20 protein-coding genes are annotated in these 24,025 nt (G+C 36.0%); 16 read left to right on the top strand and 4 right to left on the bottom strand.

The genetic code is table 11. The annotated features are described in order from the left end of the window. Nucleotides 1-823 precede the first annotated feature (823 nt). Complete coding sequence (locus tag HGD76_RS13275) at nt 824-1,207, top strand: HetP family heterocyst commitment protein (RefSeq protein WP_168696069.1); 384 nt, start codon at nt 824-826, stop codon at nt 1,205-1,207. A 589-nt stretch (nt 1,208-1,796) separates the two neighbouring features. Here the strand turns inward: HGD76_RS13275 and HGD76_RS13270 are convergent. Beyond that, nucleotides 1,797-2,762 carry an AEC family transporter gene (locus HGD76_RS13270; protein WP_168696068.1) on the bottom strand — a complete coding sequence of 322 codons (966 nt, stop codon included), beginning with the start codon at nt 2,760-2,762 and terminating at the stop codon, nt 1,797-1,799. Nucleotides 2,763-2,856: 94 nt separating this feature from the next. Here HGD76_RS13270 and HGD76_RS13265 point away from each other — a divergent pair, with 94 nt between their 5' ends. The 7 genes from HGD76_RS13265 to arfB all read left to right on the top strand — a co-directional run bounded on the left by HGD76_RS13265 (nt 2,857) and on the right by arfB (nt 10,096). Further along, nucleotides 2,857-2,997 carry a hypothetical protein gene (locus tag HGD76_RS13265; protein WP_168696067.1) on the top strand — a complete coding sequence of 47 codons (141 nt, stop codon included), beginning with the start codon at nt 2,857-2,859 and terminating at the stop codon, nt 2,995-2,997. Between the two features lie 697 nt (nt 2,998-3,694). Further along, on the top strand, nt 3,695-4,291 hold the full coding sequence (locus HGD76_RS13260; protein ID WP_015079883.1) for a helix-turn-helix domain-containing protein: 597 nt from the start codon (nt 3,695-3,697) through the stop codon (nt 4,289-4,291). Nucleotides 4,292-4,312: 21 nt separating this feature from the next. Then, nucleotides 4,313-7,033, top strand: a complete 2,721-nt coding sequence (locus tag HGD76_RS13255) for a peptidase domain-containing ABC transporter (RefSeq protein ID WP_168696066.1) — start codon at nt 4,313-4,315, stop codon at nt 7,031-7,033. A 70-nt stretch (nt 7,034-7,103) separates the two neighbouring features. Further along, complete coding sequence (locus tag HGD76_RS13250; RefSeq protein ID WP_168696065.1) at nt 7,104-8,642, top strand: beta-barrel domain-containing protein; 1,539 nt, start codon at nt 7,104-7,106, stop codon at nt 8,640-8,642. A gap of 140 nt (nt 8,643-8,782) precedes the next feature. Further along, nucleotides 8,783-9,052, top strand: a complete 270-nt coding sequence (locus tag HGD76_RS13245; protein WP_168696064.1) for a hypothetical protein — start codon at nt 8,783-8,785, stop codon at nt 9,050-9,052. 74 nt (nt 9,053-9,126) lie between these two features. Further along, nucleotides 9,127-9,378 (top strand): hypothetical protein, encoded by a 252-nt coding sequence (locus HGD76_RS13240; RefSeq protein WP_148760489.1) that lies wholly within the window; start codon nt 9,127-9,129, stop codon nt 9,376-9,378. 304 nt (nt 9,379-9,682) lie between these two features. Continuing rightward, nucleotides 9,683-10,096, top strand: a complete 414-nt coding sequence (arfB, locus tag HGD76_RS13235; protein ID WP_168696063.1) for an alternative ribosome rescue aminoacyl-tRNA hydrolase ArfB — start codon at nt 9,683-9,685, stop codon at nt 10,094-10,096. A gap of 132 nt (nt 10,097-10,228) precedes the next feature. Here the strand turns inward: arfB and uvrB are convergent, their stop codons facing one another. Then, nucleotides 10,229-12,226, bottom strand: a complete 1,998-nt coding sequence (gene uvrB / locus HGD76_RS13230) for an excinuclease ABC subunit UvrB (RefSeq protein ID WP_168697439.1) — start codon at nt 12,224-12,226, stop codon at nt 10,229-10,231. Between the two features lie 246 nt (nt 12,227-12,472). Further along, complete coding sequence (locus tag HGD76_RS13225) at nt 12,473-13,036, bottom strand: Uma2 family endonuclease (protein ID WP_168696062.1); 564 nt, start codon at nt 13,034-13,036, stop codon at nt 12,473-12,475. Between the two features lie 291 nt (nt 13,037-13,327). On the opposite strand from HGD76_RS13225, the gene HGD76_RS13220 reads away from it, so the two are divergent. From HGD76_RS13220 to HGD76_RS13195, 6 genes are all read left to right on the top strand, one after another. After that, nucleotides 13,328-13,501, top strand: coding sequence for a hypothetical protein (locus HGD76_RS13220; protein WP_015079891.1), 174 nt, complete (start codon nt 13,328-13,330; stop codon nt 13,499-13,501). Continuing rightward, complete coding sequence (locus HGD76_RS13215) at nt 13,498-15,567, top strand: AAA family ATPase (protein WP_168696061.1); 2,070 nt, start codon at nt 13,498-13,500, stop codon at nt 15,565-15,567. Before HGD76_RS13220 ends, HGD76_RS13215 begins: the two co-directional genes overlap by 4 nt. Nucleotides 15,568-15,614: 47 nt before the next feature. Next, nucleotides 15,615-16,253 carry a Uma2 family endonuclease gene (locus tag HGD76_RS13210; protein WP_168696060.1) on the top strand — a complete coding sequence of 213 codons (639 nt, stop codon included), beginning with the start codon at nt 15,615-15,617 and terminating at the stop codon, nt 16,251-16,253. Between the two features lie 32 nt (nt 16,254-16,285). Beyond that, nucleotides 16,286-16,846: a Uma2 family endonuclease gene (locus HGD76_RS13205; RefSeq protein ID WP_168696059.1), complete on the top strand. Its 561-nt coding sequence runs from the start codon at nt 16,286-16,288 to the stop codon at nt 16,844-16,846. 104 nt (nt 16,847-16,950) lie between these two features. Then, the gene (locus tag HGD76_RS13200) at nt 16,951-17,424 is read left to right on the top strand and encodes a DNA phosphorothioation-associated protein 4 (protein WP_168633477.1); all 474 of its coding nucleotides are present in this window, start codon (nt 16,951-16,953) and stop codon (nt 17,422-17,424) included. A 35-nt stretch (nt 17,425-17,459) separates the two neighbouring features. After that, the gene (locus tag HGD76_RS13195) at nt 17,460-18,398 is read left to right on the top strand and encodes an HNH endonuclease (RefSeq protein WP_168652252.1); all 939 of its coding nucleotides are present in this window, start codon (nt 17,460-17,462) and stop codon (nt 18,396-18,398) included. A gap of 10 nt (nt 18,399-18,408) precedes the next feature. Here the strand turns inward: HGD76_RS13195 and HGD76_RS13190 are convergent, their stop codons facing one another. Continuing rightward, complete coding sequence (locus tag HGD76_RS13190; protein WP_168696058.1) at nt 18,409-20,007, bottom strand: DGQHR domain-containing protein; 1,599 nt, start codon at nt 20,005-20,007, stop codon at nt 18,409-18,411. Nucleotides 20,008-20,187: 180 nt separating this feature from the next. Here HGD76_RS13190 and dndC point away from each other — a divergent pair, with 180 nt between their 5' ends. Continuing rightward, nucleotides 20,188-21,813, top strand: coding sequence for a DNA phosphorothioation system sulfurtransferase DndC (dndC, locus tag HGD76_RS13185; RefSeq protein ID WP_168696057.1), 1,626 nt, complete (start codon nt 20,188-20,190; stop codon nt 21,811-21,813). Nucleotides 21,814-22,023: 210 nt separating this feature from the next. Then, the gene (dndD, locus tag HGD76_RS13180; RefSeq protein WP_168697438.1) at nt 22,024-24,012 is read left to right on the top strand and encodes a DNA sulfur modification protein DndD; all 1,989 of its coding nucleotides are present in this window, start codon (nt 22,024-22,026) and stop codon (nt 24,010-24,012) included. Nucleotides 24,013-24,025: the final 13 nt, after the last annotated feature.

Raw genomic sequence — 24,025 nt, 5'->3', positions numbered from 1 at the left:
GGTAACACCCCTCATTTTTTGCCAACTGGGGACAAAAATCAAACTTGCACAAGACATAAGTAAATATCTAGATAAGTTCAGTAAATTTAACTTAAATCTTGCCACCTTGGCAGATGACATTAGCGACAAAAAATAGTATAAATAAAAATGTGGCTTTTGAAATTGAGAAATCAATGGTTTTCCTGATTCCATTCAGTAATTGTGAGCTTTTGCAGCAAAAGCACCACAATTAATGGTAAGAAGTTATACAGCAGTAACTAGGGAGAAGCAGAAAATTTCCACTTGGAAATTTCAAGAGGACATAATTGCATCTACGAAAAGCTACGCCAAACTCAATTCCTCCAGGTAGAAACCACAGAAAAGGTAAATTTTTACCTTTGATTCATTGGTAAGTATAAATCTACAGTCCAGACACAATTAATACATATTATTTCTGTGATCTATAGATATTACTAAATGAAAACTGTAAGACTGCCCAGAAAATCAGGGTATACACGGCAAGGCACAGCAGTACACAGACTTGATTAAAAATAGTCAGGTTTTCAATCACAGGTCAGGTTATGGAAAAAATCATCAGGTCAAATGCGCGTTTTAGCTTAGTTAAATGGGTAATCGTAGAGATCCAGTTTTCTGATTCCCATTCCCGTCAGGTATCAATATTCGCAAGTACCGGACTTTTATCGAAAGTTGTTACTTTTCTCAACATCTGCCACCAATTGATTACCTATAGGTTCCGGTTGTTCCCGCAACAGCAATTTGGCTGAAGACCATCGCATTTGCTCCCAACTGGACTAATTTACTCAATTCAAAGATAACTAAGATTATGAATCAAGATATTGCTGGCAGTGGTAACAACTTAGAACCAAAAATCCATCCTGAACAGTTAGACCAAGTCGTCGAAGCGATTTTGGCAGGGAAGTATTCTTGGGCTTGTGTTTTAATGTTACGATTCGTGGGCTATAATCCCATGCACTATATCCCTTATCGGACTTATAACCGCATTCTCAAGGAAAATGCTCGCATGAGTCGCTCCAATCCCCAAAATAATGAAACTCTCAAAATTGCTAAACCCACCACAGAGAAAAGATCCGAGGGCAATCTGGCATCTAACTGTTTAAGTAAGATTAAGGATATAGCCTATATGGAAGTGGGAGGCAAGCATCATGTTGAAGCACGCGCCAATAGTAGAGAAAAAAAGTCGGCATAGTTGCTGATCATCTCGTAATTGCTTGTTACTCAGATCAGTTGATAGAAAATGTGAGTAACTGCAATTACTGACTTCGTTGTCAAAATCTGCCAGAATGGCAAATGTACACTGATAACATCCTATAAATTAGAAATAGCAACCTAAACAAAGATTGATGGCAGACTAGTTGCATTTTTCCCAAAAAACTGTTTGCGTCTGCACATGAAAGATAGGGACTGATTGTTTTGGCATTCAGTTCTGATTAATTAAATAAATTCTTCATTAAGAATGATGAGCCATAACTAACGGTGGTTCTTTTTTCCTATGGAAGTCTGAGTAGTTTTCGATTGGGGTGGTGGATTGCCCTAATCACATTGAGATGGCTATACAACTTCTATTACTAAATTTTCTGTGATTAAGGTTTGGCTAACTTTAGTTACAAAGGTAGATTAGGAAAGAGAAAAGTTATGGTGAAATCATTTTCTGACTTGCAAATTATTTCTGTGATCTCAACTGGCAATTGGGATAACAAAATTTAGAGGCTGTATAATTATTACAGCTTCTTTTTTCCATGTATTGTTGATTCATTCATTTGGTGAAATATATAAGTTTAGCTAAACAAAACTAACCACAGAGGGAGGGCTAAAAATAAACCGATAAAAGTTAAAGCAATGCTACTAGATAATAAATCCCGATCTAAATCATAAACTTCTGCCAAAATCAGTACAGAAAGCCCTGTGGGTGTTCCAGACATGATGACTAGCACTAAACGCTGTTCTCCTATGACACCGAAATAGGTTGCACCTAATCCTACTAGCATGGGGATAATAAATACTTTTATAGCACTGGCAATGGCAGCGATCGCTAAACTTCCCCATGATCTCATTTTTCCTAGTCGCAAACCAACCAGTAACAAAGCTAAGGCAATAACTACCCAAACAGCTTGATCTAAAGCTGACTCAACTGCTGCTGGTAATTCGATAAACTGGGTATTTAAACCAATAAAAAATGTCCATAAACTGGGGACTGTAACTATATCTCTTACCTGTATCCACCAATAGTTTTCGGTTTTTCTCTGACCAAAATAACTAGCAATTAAAATCGCCATCCCATAAGTACCGACTACATTATTAGTGACGCTAAATAATACTGCTGAACCAGTATTTTCAGAACTGGTTAGCACTTGTATAAGAGTAAGTCCGACAAAACCAGTATTGCCTAAGATTGTTGCTAGAATAAAACTACCTAAACTAGCTTTAATTACTGATTCTGGCACATCTACAGTTTCCAGGTTGACTGCACGTTGAGTAGTTATGTACCATTGCCAACCCCACCAAGCTAACAATGCTAAAACTAAACTCAGAAGCAAAATTGCGATCGCTGTTCCCGGTATAAATCCTCCCGCAGATGTATTTGTATGCCGCGCTAATACTAAAAGTTGTAAAGGAACACCCACCCAATAAAGTCCTTGACCTAACCACTTGAGAAAATTATCTACAGTCACGCGAGATAATACAAGTCCTAAGCCTACCCAGATAAATAGAGGTGTGTAGGCATGAAATAGGGTTTCAATCATGGGAACAACAAATAAAAAGAATTAATTTTTAGGTGAAGCTAGTACCGCAGGGCGGAATTTAGAATTTAGAATTTAGAATGAATACAGCATAAGCTTGTCACAGATTTGGCATGGTTCATTAACTTACACCGGATTCTACTACTACCGCAAGGCGGAATTAGAAATTCAAAAATCAGAGTATGGAGGCTTTTCAGGTATTTTTAATAGTTGGTTAATTGCTGCCTTGATGTACTAGGAATATCACAAATTATTTCATAGTTAAGGATTACTGATTAATGGCTTGATTTTTATCAGCTTTTAATTTATATAAATTTTCTGTAAAGATATGATGAAGTTTAGATGAAGATTTTATTTTTTATATAAATTTTAGAAGAAGATGTAGCAGAATTTAAAGATAAGAATTAAAGCTTTGTCACTTTTTTATCTAGACCAAATGACTAATGCTACCCTATCAGACAAACAGTTTCATATTTAAGAAAGTTTGCTGATGAGAGTTTTCTATTTTTAGGATAGTGTAAGAGATAGATTACATCCTGCTTCAGTTTATTTAGTGTGAGGCTACAATTTTTGAAGAGTTCCGTAATTGTTAGTTAGTTCTAACTGCATGAATTAATCAATTAACTTAAATACCAGTGTTTATTAATATCCTAATATCTCAATTAGGGGTAATATCATTCCCTGTGTAGATTTTTGGCATTAGCAAGCTAAATCTTGGGAGTTTATCTATAGGTGTTTTGCCAGACAATGCTGTTTATTGGGGGACATAACAGCTATGCCTGTTAAATAGATGTTGAGAATTAAATGAATATTCAGGAAATAGCCTACAGATTAAATATTGCATATCTGTGAAATTTTTTGCATCGGGATTTTAGCAATAGATGTAATAGATGAATTTGCCCAAATTTGAAAGTAGAAGGCAACTGGTAAGAATTATGTCATCTTATTCTCATCAAAATCGGGTTATTGATATTTACGATGGTTATGAAAGTAAGTTTTTAACACCTTTTCAGCGAAAGGCATTGCTAAAAAATTTACAAAGCAATTCACAACCAGAATATCGGCGACGAATTGAGATTATGTTGTTAGCAGATATGGGCAAATCGCAAACTCATATTTGTGACATGATTGGTTGTTCTCAGGAGATGGCTAGGTATTGGATAGGTACTGCTGAGGCGGGGATGGCTCACAAATGGAATCAGCGCCCATTGGGTAGACCAAAGATTGTTAATCATCAATATATTGAAAGATTGAAGGAATTAGTCAATTCTAGTCCCCGTGAATATGGCTATGCTTTTGGTGATTGGACGGCGCAATGGTTGAGTAAACATTTAGCGAAAGAGTTGGGAATTCAAATTAGCGATCGCCACATTAATCGCCTACTTAAACAAATGGGACTTTCTACTAAACATAAAAGTTCCCCATTGATAACTACTGAAAATCAGGATTTAGCAATTAAAATTAGTGATTTGCATTCTCCGCCTGAACCTAGTTTTCATTGGTCATTGAATCTCATGCAGACCAATAAATAATAGTGTTTTGGAGGTTAGGAAATGCTATCAGCGTTTTCTCAGGAACAGTTAGTTACACACATTAGGCAAGTCTTGGGTGATGGGTTATCAGATCAAGCAGTTATAGATTGTACCAAGGCTTTAGAAATTATTGAACCACCAGTAGCAAAGCAATTTTGGCAAGCGACAACAGCAAAGCCGGGAATTTATGTTGTGCTGACTGGTAAGGTGAGATTACTTGATAGCTCGAACAATTTAATTAATACTCTCACTTCAGGGTCATCATTTGGGGAGTTAACTTTATTTCCAGAACAAGATTTTAGCAGTTATTTGGCTAGAGCTTCTATGAATTTAAAGGTTGCCTATCTTCCCCAAGAAATATTAACTAAGGTAATGGGAGAGTTTCCTAGTGTTTATCATCTTTTGCTGAATAAGGCAGAGCTAATTAACACTGCGAATTCTTCAGAAATTCCGCTGATTGAAGCCCCAAAAACTGTAAATAGTGCCAATTTACCTCAACCAATAATTCCCGCACCAACACAAGTAAAAAAACGCCCTCAATACTTTCCTATTCCTACGGTAGTTGTTGGTAATTGGTGGCGTAAATTTACTAAACGCTATCCATTTTTTGAACAACAAAGTGCTGCTGATTGTGGTGCTGCTTGCTTAGTTATGGTTGGCCGTTATTGGGGAAAAAACCTGAGTATCAATCGGCTGCGGGATCTGGCTAATGTTAGCCGGAGTGGTGCATCCATGCGAAGTTTGAGTGCAGCAGCAGAAAGCCTTGGTTTTGCTACCCGTCCGGTGAAAGCCAGTTTGGATAAATTTGCCCAACAATCTTTACCAGCGATCGCTCATTGGCAAGGTAGACATTACATTGTTGTCTATGAAATTACCAAAAAACAGGTAATTGTTGCTGATCCCGCTATTGGACAACGTCAGCTTACTATTAAGGAATTTCTTGCAGGTTGGACTGGTTACGCTTTACTATTACAGCCTACAACTTCACTTAAAAAAACGCAAGAAGCTAACACGCCATTTTGGCAGTTATTTGATTTAGTTAAACCGCATTTTCAGGTTCTCTTAGAAGTATTTATTGCTTCGGTATTAATTCAGGTATTTGGATTAATCACACCTTTATTTACTCAACTTTTATTAGATAGAGTCATTGTTCAAGGTAGCATCTTAACCTTAAATACTGTCGGGTTTGGATTGTTAGTTTTTGGGTTGTTTCGGGTTGCCATTAATGGGTTAAGACAATATTTACTAGATCACACCGCTAATCGCATTAGTGTGGCTTTAATGGTGGGATTTATTAAGCATACATTTGGCTTACCTCTGTCATTTTTTGAGTCTCGTTATGTGGGAGATATTGTCTCTCGTGTTCAGGAAAATCAAAAAATTCAACGGTTTCTGACGGGTGAAGCTCTATCTATTGGCTTGGATTTATTAACAGTTTTTGTTTATGTGGGATTAATGTTTTGGTACAGTCCACCAATGGCATTAATGACATTGGCAATTGTGCCACCCTTTGTGTTATTAACATTCTTTGCCACACCATTTTTGCGGCGGATTAGTCGAGAGGTATTCACAGCAGGAACTTTGGAAAATAGTTATTTGATTCAAAGCTTGACGGGAATTTCTTCGATTCGCTCAATGGCTATTGAACAAACAGTTCGTTGGCATTGGGAAGAGTTGCTAAACAATTTAATCAAAAAGAACTTTAGTGGTCAAGTAATTAGTAATCAACTGCAATTAATTAGCTCTACTATTCAATCTTTAGCAAGTACAGGGTTGCTCTGGTTTGGCGCTTGGTTAGTCATTCAAAATCAACTTACTATTGGTCAGTTAGTTGCTTTTAATATGTTACTGGGTAATATTATTCAGCCTTTCCAACGATTAATTATTTTGTGGAATCAGTTACAAGAGGTAATTGTCGCTACAGAACGAATTAATGATGTACTGGAAGCACAACTAGAGGAAGATTTAGAACATAACCCTCGACAATTTTTACCGAGATTAATCGGGAGAATCCGTTTTCATAATGTTACCTTTCGCTATCATCCCGAAAGTGAGATTAATATTTTAGAAAATCTCAGTTTTGAAATTTTACCTGAGCAAACTGTAGCAGTTGTTGGGCGCAGTGGTTCTGGAAAAACAACACTTTCTAAGTTAATTTTGGGTTTATATCTAGCGACAGATGGAAGAGTTTTAATTGACAATCAAGATGTTACTAGTATTTCCTTACATTCTTTGCGATCGCAAATAGGAGTTGTTGATCAAGATACCTTTTTATTTGGCGGAACAATTCGGGAAAATATCACAATTGCCCATCCAGAAGCCTCTTTAGAAGAGATTGTGGAAGCTGCCCAACTTGCAGGTGCAGATGAGTTTATCAAAAGGATGCCAATGGGTTATGAAACCCAAATTGGTGAAGGAGGCGGAATGTTATCTGGAGGTCAACGTCAACGGTTAGCAATTGCCCGGGCTTTACTGGGAAATCCGCGACTTTTAATATTAGATGAAGCTACAAGTCACCTTGATGCTGAATCTGAACGGATTATTCAGAACAACCTCAAAAAAATTCTGCAAGGACGTACAAGTGTAATTATTGCTCACCGTCTTTCTACAGTTCGTCATGCTGATCTAATTTTAGTTTTAGATCGTGGTGTTTTAGTAGAAAGCGGTACACATGAAGAATTAATTACCAAAAAAGGACATTATTTCTATCTCAACCAACAACAATTAGCACAAACAAATTAATTGTTTAATAACCAGATCCCCGACTTATTGAAGAAGTTGGGGATCTATAACCAGAATTCTAAAATTATTTATGCCACAGTCAGTTTACACACAACCAACAACTACCATAAAGCCGCAGAATCAAACTGAATCTACTGCTTTTATCCAAAATCAACCTCAGACTCAGACATTAAATAAAGCCCAAGATTGGTTTTATGGTACAGAAGAATTATTAGATGCTTTACCAAAAGTATGGACTCGTTCCATGTTGTATTTATTAGTCAGTTTTGCCGCAATTATTTTACCTTGGGCAATGTTAACTAAAGTTGATGAAACAGGAAGTGCTAGTGGCAGAATAGAACCCAAAGGGGCAACACAAAAATTAGATAGTGCGGTAACTGGTAGTGTAGTTGCTGTTAATGTTAAAGAAGGTGCAATCGTTAAAACTGGACAGGTATTAGTAGAAATGCAATCTGATGTTTTACAAACAGAAATACAGCAAATAAAAGATAAATTAGATGGGTTAAAAAATCGACAATCTCAACTGGAAATACTGAAGAATCAAGTCTTCATGGCAATTAATATTCAACGTCAGCAAAATCAATCTCAATCATTAGAAAAACTTGCTCAACTTAATCAAGCCCAACAAACATTTGAGACTAAAAAAAGTGCCTATAATTTCCAAGATTTGGAGAAATTAGCCCAAATTGATCAGGTGAAACAGAATATACGATCTACTCAAACTAACTATAGATTAGCTACAAGTCGGTTACGTCGAGATGTTGCTGAAGTTGAACGTTATCGGCTATTGTTAAAGCAAGGAATAATTTCTCAAACTAAAGTAGTAGAATTGGAAAAAATTGCCGAAGAAAGTCAACGTTCACAAGAAGAAGCAAAATTTAATCTGCAAACAGCACAGTTACGGCTAAAAGAAGAAGTCAGCCGTTATCAGTCACTAATGAATCAAGTTCGCTCAGATATTGAACAGGCAAAACTACGTTTACAAGAAGAAGAAAATAGTTATAAAAGTTCTATGCAAGGAGGAGAATTAGTTTTATTAAAAAGTCAGGAACAGTTTAAAGACATCCAAAATCAAATAATTTCTATTCAATCAGAAATGATGCAAACAAAAGGACAGCTTGCGTCCTTAAATTTACAACTAAAACAGCGAATTGTCCGCTCTCCTATTGATGGAATAATTTTTGAATTACCTATTAAAAAACCTGGTTCTGTGGTACAATTAGGACAAATGATTGCTCAAATTGCTCCCGAAAATACCGCTTTGATTTTGAAAGCCCGTATGCCCAGTCAACATAGTGGTTTTGTCAAGGTAGGAATGCCAGTAAAAATTAAATTTGATGCTTATCCTTTCCAAGAATATGGAATTGTATCAGGACAGATTAGTTGGATTTCACCTAACTCTAAAATTCAAGAAAATAGTTCTAACCGAATAGAAACTTATGAATTAGATATCGCTTTAGAAAATCCTTATATTCAAGTTGGTAATAAACAGATTCCTCTTACCCCTGGACAAACAGCAAGTGCCGAAGTAATCATTCGTCAACGTCGAGTTATTGACTTTATTTTAGATCCATTTAAGAAGTTACAGAAAAATGGTTTAGAGCTTTAAATCAGGTATTATCCTGAAGACATAATTCAATAAATTATGTCTTTTTTAATAGACGTTAATATGCAACTTTTTGATTATTCCTAAAAGAAAAATGTCAGAATTAAGTAGTTAAATGAATTAAGGATTTTGAGGATACGATAATGGAGAAAATAGTAATTAATGACTTGTATCCTAGTCATTTAGTGACCTTTATTGATGATTTAAAAATATCAAAATTAGGTATTTTATTAGGGGGAGGTTTTTGGGGGGGGTATCCCAATTTAGGGCTAAGTCCTAATGTTTTTATAACCACCGTTTATGATGGTATAAATACCATTTCAACAACTTATGAAGGAGCCGGTAGTTTTCATGATAATAAATTTAATACGATAGATTACGCTCGGACAGTTAATGCTTGGGTAAATCGGTAATTGTTTTAGCAGATTCAAGGGCAATTTTGTCACGTTTACCAGAACTATTCACTGTTTGATGAGGAAATAAGATCATGGCTACAATCATAATTTCTGACTTACAGGAAAAGACATTTTTGGATGACTTAAATTCAGAGCAAATACAGCAAATTTTAGGTACTGGTATTTTACCTTTACCTTTCTTGGGTGGACGTGATGTTGCTTTAACCACTGTTTATGATGGTATAAATACCCTGGAAACAGCATATCGTGGTCCATTTAGTTTCTACGATAATAAGATTTTTACTCTTGATCTTGCCAGAAGTGCTGTTTATTTAGTATTGTGAATAATTTTTAGTGGTTATTTTTTTCTTCCTTACACCCTTTTTAAAGCTTACCTAGTGGTCTGTCAAATTTATTTTGACTGGTAATAATCGGAAAAAACTTCTGTTTTTCCCTCCCCTACTCCCCCTGCCCCTCTTCTCCCCCTGCTTGCCTTTACCCGTCATTTTTGGATTGACAGACTACTAGGAGGAAGTAAAAACTTCCTCTTTTTTGTTGTTACTGTTGATAGCTGATAATTGTTTACAGTTATATGAAAATTGCTGTATATTAGGATCTAGTATTATAGATATGAATTACTGCATATAAATGATAGAAATTTCCCAGACAGTAATTATTCCTGATAGCGATATTGAAATTAGTGCAATTCGTTCTCAGGGTGCAGGTGGTCAAAATGTTAATAAGGTGGCTACTGCTATTCATTTGCGCTTTGATATTGGGGCTTCTTCGTTACCAGAAATCTATAAGGAACGGCTTTTGAAGCTGAAGGATAACCGCATTACTATTGAGGGAGTTGTGGTGATTAAAGCGCAGGAATACCGCAGTCAAGAACAGAATAAGGAGGAAGCTTTAAGACGACTTCAGGAACTGATTAAAAGTGTGTCTGTTTTACCTCGAAAACGTAAACGAACTAAACCAAGTCGCAATTCTCAAAGAAAACGTCTTGATAGTAAAAATAAGCGCGGACAAATTAAGTTAACTAGAGGAAAAATTACAGAATAATCACGATGCTATTACTGTGATGATAATATATAGCAATCCTAATAAAATACAAACATCTCCTTTCTCTCTTTCTCTGTGTTCTCTGTGCCTCTGTGGTTCGTTAAAAAAAATCTTGTACATAAATGCTATATATTAACGTCCCAACATTTTATCTCGAAGATGCTTAATGCGATCGCGCAATTTTCCAGCTTCTTCAAATTCCATCTTCTTCGCTGCTTCCTTCATCTGTTTTTCCAACAACGTAATTAACTCTGGAATATCTTCCAAGGATAATTCATCTAGATGTTCATCAACCATTTTTAAATCAGTGGCATTTAATCGCCGAGAAGCATCTAAAAATGATAAAATTGAATTAGTTTGTTTTTTAATAATCGGTTGCGGTGTAATTCCATGCAGTTTATTATAAGCCGTTTGAATTCCTCTTCTTCTATCAGTTTCATCAATGGCTTTAATCATACTCCCTGTTAATTTATCAGCATATAAAATTGCTTTTCCTCTAATGTGACGCGCCGCGCGGCCGATAGTTTGAATTAAAGAACGTTCAGTCCGCAAGAAACCTTCTTTATCTGCGTCCATAATTGCGACTAAAGAAACTTCTGGTAAATCTAAACCTTCTCGCAATAAATTGACACCGACTAACACATCAAAAATCCCATTTCGCAAATCTTGTAATATCTCAATGCGTTGAATGGAATTAATTTCTGAATGCAAATATCTGATTTTAATTCCCCTCTCTGCTAAATATTCCGTCAAATCTTCCGCCATGCGTTTAGTTAATGTAGTAATTAACGTTCTTTCTTGACGGTCAACTCGATCTTTTATTTCTCCTAATAAATCATCAATTTGTCCTTCCGTGGGACGCACAAATATTTCTGGGTCAATTACTCCCGTCGGTCTAATTACTTGTTCAATAATATTCTCTTCCGAAATTTCCAATTCCCAATTTCCTGGAGTTGCAGAAACGAAAATACATTGATTGACTTTTTGCCAAAATTCTTCCGCTTGCAAAGGACGATTATCCGCCGCACTAGGAAGTCGAAAACCATGATCTATTAATACTTTTTTTCTCGCTTGATCTCCATTATACATTCCGCGAATTTGGGGAACAGTAACATGAGATTCATCTATCACTAATAACCAATCTTTGGGAAAATAATCAATTAAACATTCTGGTGGTTCTCCCGCTTGTCTTCCGGCTAAATGGCGAGAATAATTTTCTACACCGTTACAATATCCCACTTCTCTTAACATTTCCAAATCATAACGGGTGCGTTGATCAATGCGTTGTGCTTCCACTAATTTGCCCATTGATTCTAATGTTAATTGTTGCTGTTTTAATTCGGTGGCTATATCTTCACAAGCTATTTCTACTCTTTCTTTAGGAGTAACAAAGTGACGCGCAGGGTAGATATTTACTGCTTCTAAACTGTGGAGAATTTCGCCACTAACAGGATCTACATATCTAATTGCATCAATTTCATCACCAAAAAATTCCACTCTAATAATTCTATCTTCATAAGCAGGAGAAATTTCTAAAACATCACCCCGAACTCGAAATTTTCCTCTCCCCATTTCGATGTCATTGCGAGTATATTGAACTGCTGTTAAATCCCGTAAAACTTGACGCGGATCAATTTCCATTCCCAATTGTAATCGAATTGCGGCTTTCAGGTATTCCGCCGGCATTCCTAAACCGTAAATACAACTAATTGAAGCCACAACAATCACATCTTTGCGTTCAAATAAGGAACGGGTGGCGGAATGTCGTAACATATCTATTTCTTCATTAATCGCTGATGTTTTTTCTATATAAGTATCAGTAACGGGTAGATATGCTTCGGGTTGATAGTAATCGTAATAACTGACAAAATACTCAACTGCATTATGAGGAAAAAACTCCCGCAGTTCGTTACACAACTGGGCGGCTAATGTCTTATTATGGGCTAATACTAAGGTAGGTCTACCGACTTTTTCAATGACTGCGGCTATGGAAAATGTTTTACCGGTTCCTGTCGCACCCAGTAATGTTTGATAATGATTTCCTGTTTGAATACTAGCAGAAAGTTGTGCGATCGCTTGTGGTTGATCACCGGTGGGGACAAAAGGTGCTTGGAGATTAAAATCCATTATCTGGCTTGAACGTTACACCTAGCAATTCTACACAATTTCTCAGTTTTACGTTTGGCGCGAAATTTTTTTTTCGGGGTTTGGCTTGCAACATCGCCGGCGATGTGCTATATTAATATAATGGAGTGGTGATAAAATTTTTATTGAGGCACGCATTCCCATTATCAGAATATCACCCCTAGCGCGGCAAGTCAACCCCCAAAGCCTGAATTTATTTTTGCCGGCTCAAAAAAGCCGCACCCAATTGATTTATTGTGAAAATCCTTGTAGTAATCGTTGAATAGAAATTTTAATTTCTGGAAATGCTAATGGAGATATTTCACCGCAAGTAAAGGTTAATTCTCTAGAATAATTACCATTTATTGGTTCTCTAAACACTTTTAATTGTTGATTTTTTAAGTCTACTACCCAATACTCATTAATTAATGCAGCAGCATAGGTTTTGCGTTTTATCTCTAAATCTTTACTTAAAGTAGTTTTAGAATATTCGATTAACCAAAATATATTTTCAGGATAAGGATGATGACTGCGATAAATAGCCCGCAGTGGTTCAACTATTGCTAAATCTGGTTCTGGTTCCGAATTGCTATTAGGAATTGTAATAGGTTTTGCATCTCTTACCAGTGCTTTTGAACCGAGTAATTCCCGCAAATATTCACCAGAGTCAGTATTAATTTGCGCGTGTTCTGGTCTTTCCGGTGCCGTGTTGATAATTTCTCCATTTAGTAGTTCAACTTGACGACCAGCTAAAAGGCCAATTTCAATCATACGATGATAGTCGTCTAAACTCCATTTAGCAATAGTAACTGTCATGGTTAGTTTTCCTAAAGCTAGGGTACGATTTTGATTTTAACTTGAATTTGATACAGCAACTGTGTATCTAATCCAAGTGCATACCCCTATAATAGTCGGTTTTAACCGACTTGAGCTATTAGACAGGGAATTTATTCCCTGGCTTCTGGCTTCTGACTGCGTTAAAATTTGTAATATGCTAAAGGCTGGTTGTGTATACCGATTATATCAAGTGCAATGGGATAAGAGCAGATAGATAAAAATAGTATCAGAACTGGTTAAAATAGAAAATAAATCTATTGCTGTTTTGAAATGATACCAGAAGCCAATATTGAAGATGTTCAAGAACCAATTACCAGCGCACCACCGGAAGTGAAGCAAATTATTGAGAAGGTATGGAGATTGGAGAAAAGTCGGTTAGATAGAAAGAGTAAGGGTCATATTAATGATGATATTCTCACTATTGTGAAGGAAGCGGTGCAATGAAGCTAACTTCGATTAAATTATGTAATTTTCGTTCTTTTTATGGGAAAACTCCAGAGATAACTTTGGCTGGTGGAGATGTTCGCAATACTACGATGATTTATGGTAGTAATGGTGCAGGTAAAACTAGTATTTTGAATGCGTTTACTTGGGTTTTATATGAAAAATTTAGTGCGGCTTTTGCGTCAACGGAACAGTTAGTAAATAAACGCGCAATTTCAGAATCTCAACCTAGTCAACCTGTGGAATGTTGGGTGGAAGTTGGTTGGGAACATGAAGGTAATCGTTATCGCGCTACTCGTGGTTGTCGGGTTTATAAAAATGAAAGTGATGTAATCGAAGCTGGGAAAACTCAGTTAAAAATTCAAGTTGCTGGAGATGATGGAAAATGGTATTTTCCTCTTCAACAAGCTGAGGAAATTATTACTCAGATTTTACCAGCAAGTTTACATCAATATTTTTTCTTTGACGGTGAACGGATTGAAGAAATTGTCCGTTCTGATAATAAAGCGGAAATTTCTGAAGCCATTAGAACTTTTTTGGGTGTGGAAGTTATTGAACTTTCGATTAAACACTTGAAAGATGCTAAAAAGAGTTTAGAAACTGAGTTAAAACATATTGGTGACGCGGAAACTAAACAGTTGTTGAATCAGCAAGGAAAGCAAGAACTGGAAATTGACAATATTAATAAACGTCAAACGGAAATAAATCAAGAGTTGGAATGTCAGCAAATTTTTAAAAAGGAAGTTAGTAATAAGTTACGAGAATTGACTGCTGTTAAAGAATTACAGGAAAGAAAGCAAAGTTTAGAATCTCAAAAAGATAGTTTGCGGGAAGAGTTGAAAAAAACACGGGAGAATTTGAAAAAGGTTATTTCCGCACGGGGTTATACTGTTCTGTTATCGGAAACTACCGCTAAGTTTCGGGAAATATTTACAGATTTAAAACAAAAAGGTGAATTAACTGCGGGAATTTCGCGGGAATTTATCAATGATTTACTCAATACTGGACGTTGTATTTGTGGTGCAGATTTAAGGGAAGGAACTCACACCCATTTTCATGTCAAGAATTTAATGAGAAAATCTGGTTCTTCGACTGTAGAAGAAACCGCAATTAGAATGAGCGCGCAAGTTGATGAAATTGATAAACAAGCAGTTGCTTTTTGGGAAGAAGCGGACAGGGAACAAGTACGAATTCAACAGTTACGAGAAAATCTTAATCAAGTTGAATTGGAATTAGCAACTATTCAAGAACAACTCCGAAAAGATCCCAATGAGGAAATTAGTAGTTTACAAAAACGTCTTGATGAAATTGAAGCTAAAATTGATGACTTAAATCGAGAACAAGGTGCAAATCAACAGGAAGTTTCTCATCTAAAAACAGCTATTGATGCTTTGATAAAACAAATATCTAAGCAAAAACAAAATGAGGAAAAACAATCTTTAGCACAGCGTCGCATTAATGCTACTCAAGATGCAATCGACAGATTATCGGAAGTTAAAAACCGTCAAGAAAATCAGTTTCGTCTCCAATTGGAACAGCGAGTACAGGAAATTTTCTCAGATATTTCTTTTACTCCTTATGTTCCCAAAATTAGCGAAAAGTATGAGTTGAGTTTGGTGGAAAATACGACGGGAATTGAAGCACCAGTTGCAGCTTCTACGGGAGAAAATCAAGTTCTCAGTTTATCTTTTATCGCTAGTATTATTGATAAGGTGCGCGACTGGAGTGAGAAGCGGAAAATGATCATGCTTCCTGAGAGTAGCACTTTTCCGATTGTTATGGATTCTCCTTTTGGGAGTTTAGATGTTAATTCTCGTCGTCACATTGCGCGAACTATTCCTAAGTTAGCAAATCAGTTGGTTGTGTTGGTGACTAAGACGCAATGGCGGGTGGAGGTTGAGGAGGAAATTGCTGATAAGGTTGGGAAGGAATATGTTTTGGTTTATTATTCTTCTAAGCCTAATTGTGAACAGGATTTTATTGAGTTGGGGAGGGAAAGATATGCTTTGGTGCGTCAGAGTTTGAATGGTTTTGAATATACGGAAATTGTTGAGGTTGAACGGTAGAAGAGTAACGAACCACAGAGACGCAGAGGACGCAGAGGAAGAAGGAAATGGTTATTAGTTCTTTAGGTTTGGTGACGGATACGTGGGTAAGTGTGAGTTGGGATGAGTTTATGGAAGTTGCTGAACATTCTGATTATCAGCAAGGACGATTTTATTTTTATCAAAATTACATGAGGGTAGAAATTTTACCTGTTGGTTCAATTCATGGAAACAATAATAATGTTGTTGCAAATGTTGTGAATTTTTATGCGACATTGAAAAATATTAAGATTAAAGGTTGGGTAAATACCAGTTTTCGCAGAATAAGTGAAGCAGAATGTCAACCTGATTTAGCTTTTTATATTGGGGATAAGGTAACATTTCCACCTTTGAATAATTCTCCTGTCAATATTAATGAGTTAGCAGCACCGACTTTAGTTGTGGAAGTTGCTGTTTCTTCTATTAATGATGATTTGGGTTTTAAGCGATTACTCTATGAACGGTTGGGGGTGAAAGAATATTGGGTAATGAATGCTAATAATAATGATATTATTGCTTTTGAAATTATTGATGGTGGAAGTAGGAGAATTGAGGAATCAAAGGTTTTACCAGGTTTGCAAATATCTACTATTCAAGAAGCTATTCAACGCAGTTTAACTCAAGATGATGGTGAAGTTAATCGCTGGTTGTTGCAAATTTTTAGTTAATTTGTTTTACACAAAATCAGGAGGTAAATGTCATGGTTGCTAATTTTGAGAAAAGTTATATGAGTCCTCTGGAGTATTTGGAGTGGGAGGAACAGCAAGATATTAAATATGAATATATCAATGGTGAAGTTTTTGCTATGACTGGGGGAACTATTCCCCATAATGATGTTGCTTTTAATTTAGCTTCTGGGTTAAAAAATCATTTAAAAGGTAGTAAGTGTCGTGTTAATATTGCTGATGCAAAAGTAGGTGTGTCTGACACAGGTCCGTTTACTTATCCTGATGTTGTTGTTAGTTGTCACCCTAAAGATAAAAAAGCGATTAAGTTTATTCAATTTCCTAGTTTAATTGTTGAGGTGCTTTCTCCGAGTACGGAGGCTTATGATAGGGGGGGTAAGTTTCAGCTATATAGACGGATTCAAACTTTGCAGGAATATGTTTTAATTAGTGCTGATAAAATCGGTTTGGATTGTTTTCGCCTAAATGATAGGGGTTTATGGGAGTTACATCCTTTTGTTGAGGGTGATAATGTACATTTAGTTAGTGTTGATTTTACGTTTCCTCTTTCTTTGGTTTATGAGGATGTTTTTTGATTTTTTTCTCACGCAGAGGCGCAGAGGCGCAAAGAGGAGTGTGAGAGTATGGTATTAGTAAGTTAGGTTTGGTTTATGATGTTAAGGGTGTATATTTTATAATTATGGCTGCAAATAGAATCAAAATTGCTCAGGATAAGGCTGAGTTGGTGAAGTCGTTACTAGCGTCTAAGGAAACACCGGGACTTTTCCAAACTTATGTGGAGGTGATGATATTTGCGGCAGCATTAGGAGTAAAGTATAAAAAAAGTGTTCCTCTGGGAGATACTACAAAAAGAGAGCCTTCTCCAATTCCACAAGAAAATTTTGCTTCACTGGGTTATGACAAAATTATCAAATTATTAGGAATTGTTGAGACAAGTGATATCCAAATACTTGCTTCTAGAGAAGATGTATATGAGGATAAACGGACTCAAGTATTTGAAGAGTATGCTAATGGGGGATTAGAAATATTACAAAGTGAATTGCGCGGAGTTGTTGATTATGAAATACAATTTCTATTGATTTTAAGAAAAGCAATAGATTATCAAGAAAATAATATAGAAGGAGAATTTAATTTAACTAGATTTTTAAAATAATCCATTTTGTTCGCGTTTTTATAAAGTAGTGAGATATGAATAGTCTTCGTTTTTATTGTGAAAAGTTTTCTAAGTTAAAAGTAAGTAGTAGCCGAAAACGTGGTAATGCTCAATATAAACCAATATTACTTTTAACCGTAATTGATTTGATTATGAGAGGAGTTATTACCAATAATCAAATTTTTGTCTCAGATGAATTAATTCAAGCTTTTAATAAATATTGGAATGTTATTGGCTCACAATCTTATAAAGGGGGTTTACACTATCCATTTTTTCATCTGCAAAGTGAGAGATTTTGGCACGTAGAAATTAAAGCAGGTTTTAATAATTTACAACCAAAAACAACTAACCAATTAAAACAGGCTGTTGAATACGCATATTTAGACAGTGAATTATTTAACTATTTACAAGATGAATCTTCTCGAAAAGAATTAATTGATGCACTTGTAGCCGCTTTTTTCTCGGATAATGAAGATGAAATTGAAGAATTTTTACAAATTAATCAAACTTTTCAAGATTATCCAGAAGTAGAAAAGCTAGATGATATTGAAAATTTACCTAACAACCCTAAATGGAGTTTAAAAAAAACACTAATTAGAAATGCTTTCTTTAGAAAAGCGGTTGTTTCTGTATATGATTGTCAATGCGCTTTTTGTGGGTTGAAAGTTACTAAAACTGGTAATCAAAATATTGTTGACGGCGCACATATAAAGCCATTTTCTGCTTTTTATGACAGTAGAATACATAACGGAATAGCACTTTGTAAAAATCATCATTGGGCTTTTGATAGGGGTTGGTTTGCCGTTGATGATAAATACAAAATAATCGTTAGTAAAGAATTAGAAGAAGTATCTCCCCATGCTAGAACAATAACAGAATTTCATGGGGAAATACTCATATTACCGAAAGTGGAGAAATATTTTCCAGATATTGAAGCTTTACAATGGCATCGTCATCATATATTTCAGCCATAATTAGCTATTATTATAAAATAATCGGAAGTCCTACATCTTGCGGTTTTACCAATTTTCCATCAAAACCTATAGTTTGTTCTTCCATTGTCCTAGCATTAGCTAAAGCTTTACGTAAAGCCGTAACTTCCATTTTTTCAGTCATTCCTCCCAACATATAAATGAATAACTTCACAGCTAAATCTTTTCCTACTACCTGTACCCGCTTTTTATTGGGGTCATATAAAACCCCATACCATATAGATTGAGGATATTCCATACTACTAAAACCCCCTTGACGGTCAAATTTCTCCAACTTCTTAAAAATATCCGTCAAAGGAAAATCTTTTTTAAATACCAAAGTTCCCAAAGCTTGCGCTAAAGCAACTTGAGAAACTGGACGAAATAACATATTTCCCTCACCTCCGTCTTTTTCAAAATGGAAGCGCCGCAAAACAGTTGTATCTTCGTGTTCCAATATTTTATAACTGGGAAGATTCGCTAAATTATCAAAAAGTAATCTAAAATCGGCAATTCCTTCCTGAATTTCTTCATTTTCTGGACGCATGGGAATTAACCCTTTTTCCAAAGGTTTCCAGTGGGGGAACTTTTGCCCCAAATACCTTTCAGACATATCTTGTAAGGCTTGCAAGGTCGTCAAAACCGTAGAATTAGCGGCTACTGTGGCACTATTCCAATTAACACGGGGATTGCGATTGGGTTTTTGTTCTAAAAGTGGATGTGTAACGGCAATTTTTCGCGCTACAATAGCAAAACCATCATCTTCATTTAATTGTGCTAACTGACCTTTAGTTAAAGGTGCAGCCATTAAATTTACATGAACAAAAATGGATCTTACCCGTCGTTTTGCTTCTGTATGAGTTTCCCCGGTATTCACCGCACAAATAAATTCAATGCCAATTTTTTCTTTAGATAAACTTTGTAAATAAGCAGGTTCTACTTGATATTTCTCAATCAAATCAGATAAGGTAATAAAACTATCATCAGCAGTTTTATCCTTTTTATAACGTTGCAGTTTACCTGATTTAATTAACTCCATTAAACCTTGGACACCCATTAATCTATGCTGACCATCTAAAGCATAAATTGTCACATTGTCTTCAGAAATATTCAGTAAACCGACTTTACCATCTTTATCTAAAGGTATAAAATCAGTCGTCGCTTTTTTAGCCCGTCCTTGACTATCCCACTCCGCTGCTTTGGGGTTATCTACCCAAGGTTGATTAATTACCACCAACACAGCCGGAAATTTATGATTTTTCCTCGCTGCTAAATACTGTACTAACGGTGCTTGACGCGACCAATCAACAGGACGTTGTTGAATGTCATCAATACTATCAGCGTCAATTTCAATATTCTCTGTCTCTGGGTTGTACTTTTTTTGCAGCAGGGGTAAACCAGACGCAAAATGTACCCGTCCCGCGAACCATTCCAATGTCACAGAACCTACATAAGCCTCCGTACCACCCATTTCTGTTTTTTGGACAAGAATTTGGTCTTTTTTCTCTAAAAACCTGTCTAGCAGTAAAGCTAATACCTGTTTATCCTGATTTTCCCGTTCTAAATACTCGTTAGCGAGTTGATTATTGAGTGTATCTGTATTATCATTCATGTTAATTTTTGAAAACTTGGTGACTAAATCTTGCTTTATTGTCCAAAAAGATGGATACTAGGGATGCGATTTTTAAAAATATGCTGCACGCATAGCTTAGATTTATTTATATACTAGATGATTTCATGCCCCCAAAGGGAAGTATTGATTCTATGTTCATGTATCCACAGGTAAGGAAAAATGACTACAACACAACAGCCAGAAAATAAAAATCAGCCGAATCGTACTGTACCAGAGTTAGTGGAGTATATCCAAGCTTTGACGACAGAAATTCAAGAATTGTATTGTTTAGATGAGATACCTTGGGTAGTAGGCTATTCAGGTGGAAAAGACAGCACTGCTACTTTACAGCTTATTTGGAATGCAATTTCTGGACTTCCAGCGGAAAAAAGAACTAAACCAATTCATGTAATTACGACAGATACAGGTGTAGAAAATCCCTATGTTTCTGCTTGGGTAAAAAGCTCATTAAAACAAATGGAAGTAGCGGCTGAAGAGCAAAAAATGCCAATACAACCTCATTTGCTGCAACCAGAAACTAAACAAACATATTGGGCAGGTTTAATTGGTAAAGGCTACCCAGCACCGCGCAATAAATTCCGCTGGTGTACCGGACGGCTAAAAATTGAGCCTTCTAATCTTTTTATTCGTGACGTTGTGAGAGCTAATGGTGAAACAATAGTTATTTTAGGAACTCGCAAAACTGAAAGCATAACTCGCGGTTTGATAATGATGAAACGTGAAGCAGGTCGAGTCAGAGAGCGTCTTTGTCCTCATCCTAATTTGATAAATTCTCTACTTTACACACCTATTGAAGATTGGCGAACTGATGAAGTTTGGCTATATTTAATGCAGTTTTCAAACCCTTGGGGATATAGCAATAAAGATTTATTTACTATGTATAGAGGTGCAACAGCAGATAATGAATGTCCTTTAGTTGTTGATACTTCTACTCCTAGTTGTGGAAGTTCTCGCTTCGGTTGCTGGGTTTGCACATTGGTTAACAGTGATAAATCTATGCAAGCAATGATTCAAAATGATGAAGAAAAAGAATGGTTACAACCATTAGTTGATTTTCGTGCTGAATTAGATGTTGACCGTGACCGCGAAAAAAGAGATTTCCGTCGTATCTGGGGAGAAGTTCAATTATTTGAACGTAATGTAAATGGTGAAGCATCTATTGAACCTATACATGGTCCATATACAAAATATTGGCGAGAATATTGGTTAAGAAAATTATTAACAGCGCAAAAAGAAATGCGTGAAAATGCGCCCGAAAATATGCGCGATATTACCCTTATTTCTCAAGCAGAATTGAGTGAAATTCGCCGAATATGGTTAGAAGAAAAACACGAATTTGATGATAGTGTCCCCCGCATATACGAAGAAGTCACAGGAGAAGTATTTAAAGATCCTCGTCCTGGTGCAGATCAAAGCATACTTGGTAGTGATGAATGGGGAGTATTAGAAGAAATCTGTGAAGGTGACGGAATGCACCTAGAATTAATGGCCAGACTATTAGATACAGAAAGACAATTTAAGAAAAAAACTCGCCGTGTGGGTATCTACGAAAGCCTAGAAAAATGCTTTGATACAAGTTCCCGTTCACCAGAAAAAGCGATCGCAAATGCCCATTTAAAACGGGATTTACGACAAGCAGCATTAGAAGGTGATGTTGCGACAATTCGGGAAAAATTCAAACAATTAAGTTTAGGAGATACCGCCGAAAAACAAGAGAGTAAACCACAAACTTGGGCTAACTTCAAATATGCACAGAAGAACCCAGATGATAGCCTAGACCAATAGAATATCCTCCCCACCCTCGTTCCTAGCCTCTGGCTGGGAATGCCAATCTTGAGGTTCTACCTCAACTCATTATAACCGAGGCAGAGCCTCTTGACAGCATTCCCTGTCAGAGACAGGGAACGAGATAAATATCTCCTTTCTCTCTTTCTCTGTGTCCTCTGTGCCTCTGTGGTTCGTTTAAAAAAACTAGAATACCCAACCCAAAAACCCATGATCTTCCTAGAATTAGTCCTGCAAAACTTCGGTCCTTATGCTGGTAAACAAATCATCAACCTCAACCCCCAAATTGACGAAGATAACGCCCGTCCAATTATTTTATTAGGAGGAATGAACGGCGGCGGAAAAACCACCCTTATGGATGCCATTCGCCTTGCATTATATGGACAACGCGCCCAATGTTCAACCAGGGGAAATTTGAGTTATAGTGATTTTTTAACCCAATGTGTAAATAGTAAAAGTACCCCTATAGAAAAAACCAGAATTGAATTAGTTTTTGAACATATCGAAGAAGATAGACCTATAAAATATCGGGTTGTGCGGACTTGGGAAAAAAATCCTAAAGACGGAAAAGACCAATTAGGAATATTAGGAGATGATGAAACATGGCCAATTGATTCATTAGTAAATATTTGGGATGAATATATAGAAAATATTTTACCTATAGGGATTTCTAATTTATTTCTGTTTGACGGTGAACAAGTTAAAGAACTTGCAGAACAGGAAATACCCCCGCCCATAGTTGTAGATGCTATTAACGGACTTTTGGGTTTAGAATTAGCTGATAAATTGGCAATTGATTTAGAGATATTAGTAAATCGCAAAAAACGAGAATTTGCAGATACAAAAGATTTAGAAAAATTAGCAGAAATTGAAACCCGACTTCAGGAAAAACAGGCAGAATACGAAAACAATCAGATAAAACTCGCAAATCTAAATATTGAAGTTACAGAATTAGAAAAAGTTCATGAAGAGGCTTTAGATAGATTTGTGAATGAAGGTGGTAAAATTGCTGCTGAACGTAGTCAGTTAGAACAACAAAGAGAAGAAAAAATCAAAGTTGCTAATAACGTCCGTGAATCCTTATGTGAATTAGCTGCTGATGTTTTACCTTTAGCTTTGATTAGTCCTTTATTATCGCAAGTGCAAAGACAGGGAGAAAAGGAACTGAAAACTCAACAAATCCAATTAGCGAAAGATGTCTTAATTGCTAGAGATGAAAGATTACTAAATTGGCTACAACAATTAAATCTGGAAAATAATAAACTTACTAATATTCAATCTTTTTTAGCAGAAGATATCAATAACTTATATACTAATAACTTATCAACAGAAAATAATTGGTTAAATGGAGATGAAGAAAGTTTAAGTTTACTTGACAATATAACCTATCGTTTAGAAGTTTCTCAAAATAACGCCCAAAAGCAATTAGATGAATTAAATAATTATGAAGAAGAAATTCTCACCTTAGAAAGACAAGTACAAACTGCGGCTGCACCGGAAGAATATACGAAATTGCAGAAAGCAGTAAAAGAAGCACAAACTGAATTTAATAAAATTAAATCTCAGTCAGAAATAATGACTCAAAAACTGATAGAATTAGATACAGAAACCAAAAAATTGAGACAAGAACTAAATGAATATACTGTACAAAATATCAAATATCAAAATAGTGAACATATTATTGATTCTGCATTAAAAGTTCAACAAACATTAAAAGTATTTCGAGAAAGATTGACTTTGAGAAAATTGAATAAATTAGAAGAAGAAGTCAAAAACTGTTTTCTATATTTATTACATAAATCAGACCTAGTACATCGCATAGCTATAGACAGTAAAACCTTCGGCTTATCATTATATGATTTAAACGGAAAACAAGTCCCCAAACATCGGCTTTCCGCCGGTGAAAAACAACTATTAGCGATCGCATTTTTGTGGGGATTAGCCAAAGTATCAGGAAGACGCTTACCTATCGCCATAGACACCCCATTAGGAAGACTAGACTCCTCCCACCGCAACAACCTAGTAGAAAGATACTTTCCCTCAGCCAGCCATCAAGTAATCCTCCTTTCCACCGACACCGAAATCGGCAAAAAAGAATATCAAAACCTCCAAGAAACCGAAGCCATAGCCCGCGAATACCTACTCCAATATAACTCCAACAAAAGAGAAACCACAATAAAACCTGGTTATTTTTGGTAAAATGTTATTTAGT

Origin of the sequence: Dolichospermum flos-aquae CCAP 1403/13F (genome assembly GCF_012516395.1) — a bacterium.
GTDB lineage: Bacteria > Cyanobacteriota > Cyanobacteriia > Cyanobacteriales > Nostocaceae > Dolichospermum > Dolichospermum lemmermannii.
Note: the sequence above shows the minus strand (reverse complement) of the source record. Positions and strands in the feature narration are given on the sequence as shown.

Bases quoted from the DNA above. Each gene is read 5' to 3' on its own strand.
- HGD76_RS13275 (WP_168696069.1), top strand. From the start codon at position 824: ATGAATCAAGATATTGCTGGCAGTGGTAACAACTTAGAACCAAAAATC.
- HGD76_RS13270 (WP_168696068.1), bottom strand. From the start codon at position 2,762: ATGATTGAAACCCTATTTCATGCCTACACACCTCTATTTATCTGGGTA.
- HGD76_RS13260 (WP_015079883.1), top strand. From the start codon at position 3,695: ATGTCATCTTATTCTCATCAAAATCGGGTTATTGATATTTACGATGGT.
- HGD76_RS13255 (WP_168696066.1), top strand. From the start codon at position 4,313: ATGCTATCAGCGTTTTCTCAGGAACAGTTAGTTACACACATTAGGCAA.
- HGD76_RS13250 (WP_168696065.1), top strand. From the start codon at position 7,104: ATGCCACAGTCAGTTTACACACAACCAACAACTACCATAAAGCCGCAG.
- HGD76_RS13245 (WP_168696064.1), top strand. From the start codon at position 8,783: ATGGAGAAAATAGTAATTAATGACTTGTATCCTAGTCATTTAGTGACC.
- HGD76_RS13240 (WP_148760489.1), top strand. From the start codon at position 9,127: ATGGCTACAATCATAATTTCTGACTTACAGGAAAAGACATTTTTGGAT.
- arfB (WP_168696063.1), top strand. From the start codon at position 9,683: ATGATAGAAATTTCCCAGACAGTAATTATTCCTGATAGCGATATTGAA.
- HGD76_RS13225 (WP_168696062.1), bottom strand. From the start codon at position 13,036: ATGACAGTTACTATTGCTAAATGGAGTTTAGACGACTATCATCGTATG.
- HGD76_RS13220 (WP_015079891.1), top strand. From the start codon at position 13,328: ATGATACCAGAAGCCAATATTGAAGATGTTCAAGAACCAATTACCAGC.
- HGD76_RS13215 (WP_168696061.1), top strand. From the start codon at position 13,498: ATGAAGCTAACTTCGATTAAATTATGTAATTTTCGTTCTTTTTATGGG.
- HGD76_RS13210 (WP_168696060.1), top strand. From the start codon at position 15,615: ATGGTTATTAGTTCTTTAGGTTTGGTGACGGATACGTGGGTAAGTGTG.
- HGD76_RS13205 (WP_168696059.1), top strand. From the start codon at position 16,286: ATGGTTGCTAATTTTGAGAAAAGTTATATGAGTCCTCTGGAGTATTTG.
- HGD76_RS13200 (WP_168633477.1), top strand. From the start codon at position 16,951: ATGGCTGCAAATAGAATCAAAATTGCTCAGGATAAGGCTGAGTTGGTG.
- HGD76_RS13195 (WP_168652252.1), top strand. From the start codon at position 17,460: ATGAATAGTCTTCGTTTTTATTGTGAAAAGTTTTCTAAGTTAAAAGTA.
- HGD76_RS13190 (WP_168696058.1), bottom strand. From the start codon at position 20,007: ATGAATGATAATACAGATACACTCAATAATCAACTCGCTAACGAGTAT.
- dndC (WP_168696057.1), top strand. From the start codon at position 20,188: ATGACTACAACACAACAGCCAGAAAATAAAAATCAGCCGAATCGTACT.
- dndD (WP_168697438.1), top strand. From the start codon at position 22,024: ATGATCTTCCTAGAATTAGTCCTGCAAAACTTCGGTCCTTATGCTGGT.